The sequence below is a fragment of the Synechococcus sp. R6-10 genome (assembly GCF_047461815.1).
In the GTDB taxonomy this organism is placed as follows: domain Bacteria; phylum Cyanobacteriota; class Cyanobacteriia; order Thermostichales; family Thermostichaceae; genus Thermostichus.
In genome coordinates this window covers 1-6,265 of sequence record NZ_JANSHW010000174.1, presented here as the reverse complement: position 1 = coordinate 6,265, position 6,265 = coordinate 1, and the positions used below count along the sequence as shown (strand labels likewise).

6 protein-coding genes are annotated in these 6,265 nt (G+C 58.5%); 2 read left to right on the top strand and 4 right to left on the bottom strand.

All coding sequences use genetic code 11. The annotated features are described in order from the left end of the window. The first annotated feature begins 276 nt into the window (after positions 1–276). Both NW837_RS05650 and mnmA read left to right on the top strand, forming a co-directional pair. Complete coding sequence (locus NW837_RS05650) at positions 277–1,026, top strand: HEAT repeat domain-containing protein (protein ID WP_414329744.1); 750 nt, start codon at positions 277–279, stop codon at positions 1,024–1,026. A 102-nt stretch (positions 1,027–1,128) separates the two neighbouring features. Beyond that, the gene (mnmA, locus tag NW837_RS05645; protein ID WP_414329743.1) at positions 1,129–2,235 is read left to right on the top strand and encodes a tRNA 2-thiouridine(34) synthase MnmA; all 1,107 of its coding nucleotides are present in this window, start codon (positions 1,129–1,131) and stop codon (positions 2,233–2,235) included. A 58-nt stretch (positions 2,236–2,293) separates the two neighbouring features. Here the strand turns inward: mnmA and NW837_RS05640 are convergent, their stop codons facing one another. From NW837_RS05640 to NW837_RS05625, 4 genes are all read right to left on the bottom strand, one after another. Next, the gene (locus tag NW837_RS05640) at positions 2,294–3,088 is read right to left on the bottom strand and encodes a glycerophosphoryl diester phosphodiesterase membrane domain-containing protein (protein WP_414329741.1); all 795 of its coding nucleotides are present in this window, start codon (positions 3,086–3,088) and stop codon (positions 2,294–2,296) included. Between the two features lie 125 nt (positions 3,089–3,213). Then, positions 3,214–3,927 carry a hypothetical protein gene (locus NW837_RS05635; RefSeq protein WP_414329739.1) on the bottom strand — a complete coding sequence of 238 codons (714 nt, stop codon included), beginning with the start codon at positions 3,925–3,927 and terminating at the stop codon, positions 3,214–3,216. 97 nt (positions 3,928–4,024) lie between these two features. Next, positions 4,025–4,810 carry a glycerophosphoryl diester phosphodiesterase membrane domain-containing protein gene (locus NW837_RS05630; RefSeq protein ID WP_414329737.1) on the bottom strand — a complete coding sequence of 262 codons (786 nt, stop codon included), beginning with the start codon at positions 4,808–4,810 and terminating at the stop codon, positions 4,025–4,027. Between the two features lie 65 nt (positions 4,811–4,875). Further along, positions 4,876–6,228 carry an FAD-dependent oxidoreductase gene (locus NW837_RS05625; RefSeq protein ID WP_414329736.1) on the bottom strand — a complete coding sequence of 451 codons (1,353 nt, stop codon included), beginning with the start codon at positions 6,226–6,228 and terminating at the stop codon, positions 4,876–4,878. Positions 6,229–6,265: the final 37 nt, after the last annotated feature.

Sequence of the window (6,265 nt, the reverse complement as noted above, 5' to 3'; positions counted from 1 at the left end):
AACAAACAGAATGCTATCGCTGCATAGTTGAACAGTGATGTTCAGCAGTGTTCAGCGTAAATGTATCAGCCTCGTATCCTCTCCACCAAAATATCCAAAATCTTCGTGATGGGGCCAAGTCAACCTGCTTTTCTCGACAACAGTGCTAGGATTTGTCGATCGAAACAGTGGCACCATGTCCCCAGAGATCCCGACCGGGCCAGACAAAGACGGCCTCTGTCCAAGCGCAGCCTCGTTTGCCATACTGAAGAAAGATTGTAAATATTTGTTAACGCCATGACTGTCTCTGCTTTGGATCCCGCCAACCCCGCCCGTTTACAGGAGATCGCTCAACGCTTGCGCAGCCCGCGTTCTGCGGACCGGATGGTGGCCTTGGCCCAGTTGCGGGATGTGCCGGCAGAGCAGGCGGTGCCGCTGATTTTGCAGGTCATCGACGATGAGAACCTGCAGGTGCGCTCTTTTGCCGTCTTTGCCCTGGGGATCAAGCAAACGGACGCCTGTCTGCCCAAATTGCTGGAAATCCTCACCCAAGACCCGGATTATGGCATTCGCGCCGACGCGGCAGGTGCCCTGGGCTACTTGGAAGATCCGCGGGCTTTTGAAGCTTTAGTGCGTGCTTTCTACGAGGATGTAGAATGGCTGGTGCGCTTCAGTGCCGCGGTGGCCTTGGGGAACTTGAAGGATCCGCGGGCTTACGAGGTGCTTCTGCGAGCCTTGGATGGGCCGGAGGTGTTGCTGCAGCAAGCGGCCATTGCGGCTTTGGGGGAATTGGGGGATCCGCGGGCCCTGGATCACATCCTGCGGTTTGCCCAATCGGAAGACTGGCTGGTGCGGCAGCGGCTGGCCCAAGCGCTGGGCAATTTGCCTTCCCCCAAGAGCGTTTCTGCTCTCAACTACCTGGCCAGGGATCCCCACGATAGCGTTGCGGCGGCGGCTCTGGATTCGCTGCGGCGCTTGCGGCAAAGGGGCATCTCAGAAACCACCCCTGAGAAGGGATCCGGGCCAGCCAATTCTGAGGAAGGCTAAAGTAAAGATCCCGGCTCAGCTTGTTCCGGGTTCCCCAATCCCCAGAGAGAGGCCTCCTCTGTTTCCGGCTGAGCCTTTCTTTTCCTAGGATCCCTTGTCTCAATGGTTATCAGCCCCCACTCATCGGTTTCACCTGTTGCATCCCCGTCGCGGCCCCGCATTGTGGCGGCCCTTTCTGGGGGTGTGGATAGCTCTACGGTGGCGGCCCTTTTGCAGGAACAGGGCTACGCCGTGGAGGGGGTCACCCTCTGGCTCATGAGGGGGAAGGGGCAGTGCTGTACCGAAGGCTTGGTGGATGCGGCAGCCATTTGTGAGCAGTTGGGGATCCCGCACCATGTGGTGGATAGCCGCGAGCTGTTTCAGGCCAACATTGTGGACTATCTGGTGGCCGGCTATGCGGAGGGCATTACCCCTCTACCCTGCTCCCAATGCAACAAAACGGTGAAGTTCGGCCCCCTGCTGGCCTATGCCCGCGAAAAGCTGGGCATCTCGCAGATGGCCACCGGCCACTACGCACGGGTGCGCTTTAACGCCGAGCTAGGACGTTACCAACTCCTGCGGGCGGTAGATCGGCAGAAGGATCAGTCCTATTTTCTCTACGACCTCAGCCAAGAGCACCTAGCTCATAGCCTCTTCCCCTTGGGCGAGTACACCAAGGCCCAAACCCGTCAGTTGGCTGCCCGCTACGGGCTGGTTACAGCCGACAAGCCCGAAAGCCAGGATCTCTGCTTGATTGAAACCTATGGCTCGATGCGGAGCTTTTTGGATCAGTACCTTGGGCAAAGGCCAGGGGAAATCGTCGATACCCAGGGGCGAGTGCTGGGATCCCATGAGGGCATCCACCACTACACGGTGGGCCAGCGCAAGGGGTTGGGGATTGCCTCTTCCCGTCCGCTTTACGTGGTGCGCATCGATGCGGCCATGAACCGCGTTGTCGTGGGGGAACGGGAGGAGGCTACCCAGGCTGAAGCGTGGGTAAGCCAAGTCAACTGGGTCTCTATCCCGGCGCCGACGGCATCCTTGGCTGTTGAGGTTCAGGTGCGCTACCGTACCCCCCCAGTGCCCGCCATGGTGATCCCGGAATCGCCAGAGCGGGTAAAGCTGCAGTTTGCCGAGCCGCAGTTTGGGGTCACTCCTGGCCAAGCCGCCGTCTGGTACCACGGGGATCTCCTGCTGGGGGGAGGGATCCTGGAGCGCCCTTCTCCCTAGGCCAACTGCAACTTCCCTCTCGCCAGGGGGGAAGGATTGGGGGTGAGGGCAAGCCAAACTACGCTGCTTGCGCTTGCAGCTGCTGCAGGGATCGGAACAGGAGCACCGTGTAGACATTGAAGATAGGCGTGACTGCCGTGAAAGCGGTAAACCCGACCACAACTGCTAAGAGAGCTACCACAGGCGCCCAAACCAGAAGCGCAAGTCCTATGATGTCGGTATTACCCCCAGTTACAACTGCAGCTAGGGTAGCTCCCAAGATCGCCACAACAAAAGGCAAAAGCAGGATTGAGATGCCGAAGATCAAAACCACGACCAGGAATGCCCAAAACACCCCCCACCAACGGCCCCTGACCAGGTTCCAACTGTAGCCCAACCCTTCTGTGGCACCCTTGTCCTCCAGGGCAATTGCGCAGAGGGTGAAAGCTAGCCTTACCCGGCAATAGATGCCGGGAAACACAAACAGCTGCATCCCTAGTGAGGAAATCAGATTCACCAGGAGGCTGCCGAATATCAGAGGCACTGCCTTAGAGAAAGCCTGATCCAAGCTATTGCCCAGCAAGGGAGTTCGCTGCTTCAAGTGCTGATCCACCAGCCAAAAGGCTGCTCCTGTCAAGATGGGCGCGCCGACTAGGACATAGGCCAGGAGGAGCAAGGAGAGGATCATCCCGAGGGAAGGTGAGGTCAGACCTACAACGAAGAACGCGATATGGCTAGAAGAGGTCAGGATCAGCAGCGGCCAGTAGATGGGACCTACCAACTCAAACGACCGCCGCAAGAGCAGAATCGGGCTAAGGGTGGCGCTTTGCATGGCAGAGGGATCCTCGTGGGCAGCCCAGTCCACCCCCTTCATACCACGGGATCTCACCTAGGACATCTTGGGTTGAGCCGAAATCCCAAAAAGGGATCCCTTCTCATCTCAAAGCTAGGCACGGGGAGCACCCTTTTTGCTATCCCCAATGGGGGCAAAAGCGGAAACTAGGAGGCTGCTTGCCCCTTCAATCGTTGCAGGGATCGGAACAGGAGAACCACATAGACCCAGAAGATGGGCACAACGGCTGTGGCAGCGGCAGCCGCAACCATTCTCACCCCAAAGTCGCCAACATCAGCCACAACTATGACAAATCCAACTATCAATCCACCCGCAAAACCAAGAATCAAGCCCAGGACCAGAAGGGCCCAAAACACGCCCCACCAACGACCTTTGACGAGATTCCAACTGTAGCGCAGCCCTCCTGTAGTTCCTTGATTTTCTAGAGCAATGGCACAAGGTGTGAGGGCCAGCTTAACCCCTACATAAATGCCTGGAATGATCAGAAAGATGGAGGCAAGGGAAGAGAGGAGTGCTGCTAAGAGGGTGCCCAGAACTAGAGGCACTGCCTTCGAGACAGCTCGGTTGAGGCTGTTGCCCAGCAGGGGAGCTTGCCGCTTCAGGTGCTGATCCACCAGCCACAAGGCTGCTCCAACTAGGATCGGTGCAACAATGCCATAGGCCAGTTGGAGGATCCCCCCGAGAAGTGGGGTCAGCTCCGTGACGATGGCCCGAATAAAGCCTGGAGAGGCCAGGATCAGCAGCGGCCAGTAGATGGGGCCTACGACTTCAAACGACCGCCGCAAGAGCAGAATCGGGTTAAGGGTGGCGTTGTGCATGGCGGAGAGATCCTCCTGGGCAATCCGATCCACTCCCTTCATACCACGGGATCTCACCTAGGACATCTCGGGTTGAGCCGAAATCCCAAGAAGGGATCCCTTCTCATCTCAAAGCCAGGCACGGGGAGCACCCTTTTTGCTATCCCCAACAGGAGGCCGCCTGCCCCTTCAATTGTTGCAGGGATCGGAACAGGAGCACGACGTAGACATTCAGGATAGGCGCAACTGCCGTGGCGGCAGCATTCCCAACCACAGTCACACTCACAACATTCACAACTTCCAAAATTTTCTCAGCAAAAGTCTCGTCATAAGACGAAATCACACCCGAAATCACACCTACCGTGAAGCCAAAGATGAAATTCCCGGCCAGAAATGCCACAACCACCGTGAGGCCAAAGATAAGAAGTGCCCAAAACGCTCCCCACCAGCGGCCCTTGACGAGGCTCCAACTGTAGCCCAACCCTTCTGTAGTGCCTTTGTCTTCCAGGACAATTGCGCAGGGCGTGAAAGCCAGCCTTACTCCCCAGTAGATTCCAGGAAGCACGAATAACATCATCCCGACTAAGGAAATCAACCCCACCAGGAGGCTGCCGAATATCAGAGGCACTGCCTTGGAGACAGCCTGATCCAGGCTGTTGCCCAGCGGGGGAGTTCGCTGCTTCAAGTGCTGATCCACCAACCAGAAGGCTGCCCCGGCCAGGATGGGCGCACCAATCAGGCCATAGGCCAAGTTGAGGATCCCCCCGAGAAGTGGGGTCAGCTCCGTGACGATGGCCAGAATAAAGCCTGGAGAGGCCAGGATCAGCAGCGGCCAGTAGATGGGACCTACCAACTCAAACGACCGCTGCAGGAGCGGGATTGGGCTAAGGGTGGCGTTTTGCATGGCGGAGGGATCCCTGTGGGCAACCAAGTCCACCCCCTTCATACCACGGGATCCCGGCTTTGGTTCTGGGAATAGGCTTAAGAAAGTCTGTATTGCTTTGTACAGATTTACGCCGATTTTTGGAGAATCCACGCCGCTGCCTGTTCGCCGCTGCGCAGGGATCCCTCGAGGCTGCTCTGGTGGGTGTATTCCCCGGCCCAAAGGAGGCCCGGCAGGCCGCTAAAGGTGGGAACCAGATGCTGCTGAAAGCCGGGGGGTTGTACAAACTGGGCAAAAGGGATCCGGTACACCCGCAGCAGGCGCAGTTGCTCCAAGGGGGCTTTATCGCTACGCGACGCTGCCGCGACGGGGAAGTAAGTTTGCAGCTCGGCTCGGCAGGCTTGGGCCAGCTCCTCGTCACCTAAGGGGGGATCCCCTAGCACCACCACCGAATACAGGTGTTGGCCAGGAGGAGCCAGCGCCGGGCTGATGCGGGTAAGTTGGACCCAATGGTTGATCCAGCCCTGGCCGGTGGCGTTGAGGTACAAGTAGGCGCCGCGGCTGAGGGAAAAGGGGGCGCAGAAGTAGAGACAGGTCACCGCTCGCCCCTGGGTGGGAATGGGGGTGGGGGCTTGAGGGTACAGCTCGGCTTGCCAGGCTCGGGCTTGGGGAGCATCGACGGCGCAGACTACCCACTCGGCAGGGATCTCTTCGCCCTGGGCGGTGCGGATCCCGCGCACTTTCCCGTCTTCTGCCAGGATGCGCTCCACCGGGGTTTGGTAGCGAATCTGTTCGGGGGACAGGTGACCGGCCAGTTGTCGGGCCAGTTCTCCCATGCCCAAGGCCGGGGTGACAATGGATCCCTCGGCCATCATCTTGAAATAAAAGGCAAAGAGGCGGGCGCTACTGCCCAGATCCGGATCTAGAAGGATCCCGCGGAAAAAGGGGTAGAAAAAGTGCTGGCAGATCTGTTGGGAAAAGCCGTACTGCTCCAGAAACTCCCGCAGCGAGCAATCGGATCCCCCTAGCCCTTCTTGAAAAACCTGCTCCGGGCTGCGGCGCGCCAGCTCGGATCGCAATTGCAGCACCTTGAGCTTGTCCCCAAAGCTGGCCAAGGGGTTGAGCAAAGAGGGGAGAAGGCTGGACAGATCCCGTAGGGGATCCCCCAACAGCCAGCAGCGACCGGGTTGAGCCAAAATAGCGCCGGGCCGGTAGGGACGGGGATCGAGCTTGCCCAGATCCAAATGCTGTCGCACTTTGGGATAGGCGGTGAACAGCACCTGAAAGCCGCGATCCAGGCGAAAGCCATCCACCTTGTCGGTACGCACCCGCCCCCCAGGGCCGTCGCTTTTTTCCAGAACCAGGACATCCCTCCACCCCGCCTGGCTCAGCACTTTGGCGCAAGCCAAGCCGGCCAGCCCCGCCCCAATGATGACAACTTTGCCCATGCTGATACATTTACGCTGAACACTGCTGAACATCACTGTTCAACTATGCAGCGATAGCATTCTGTTTGTT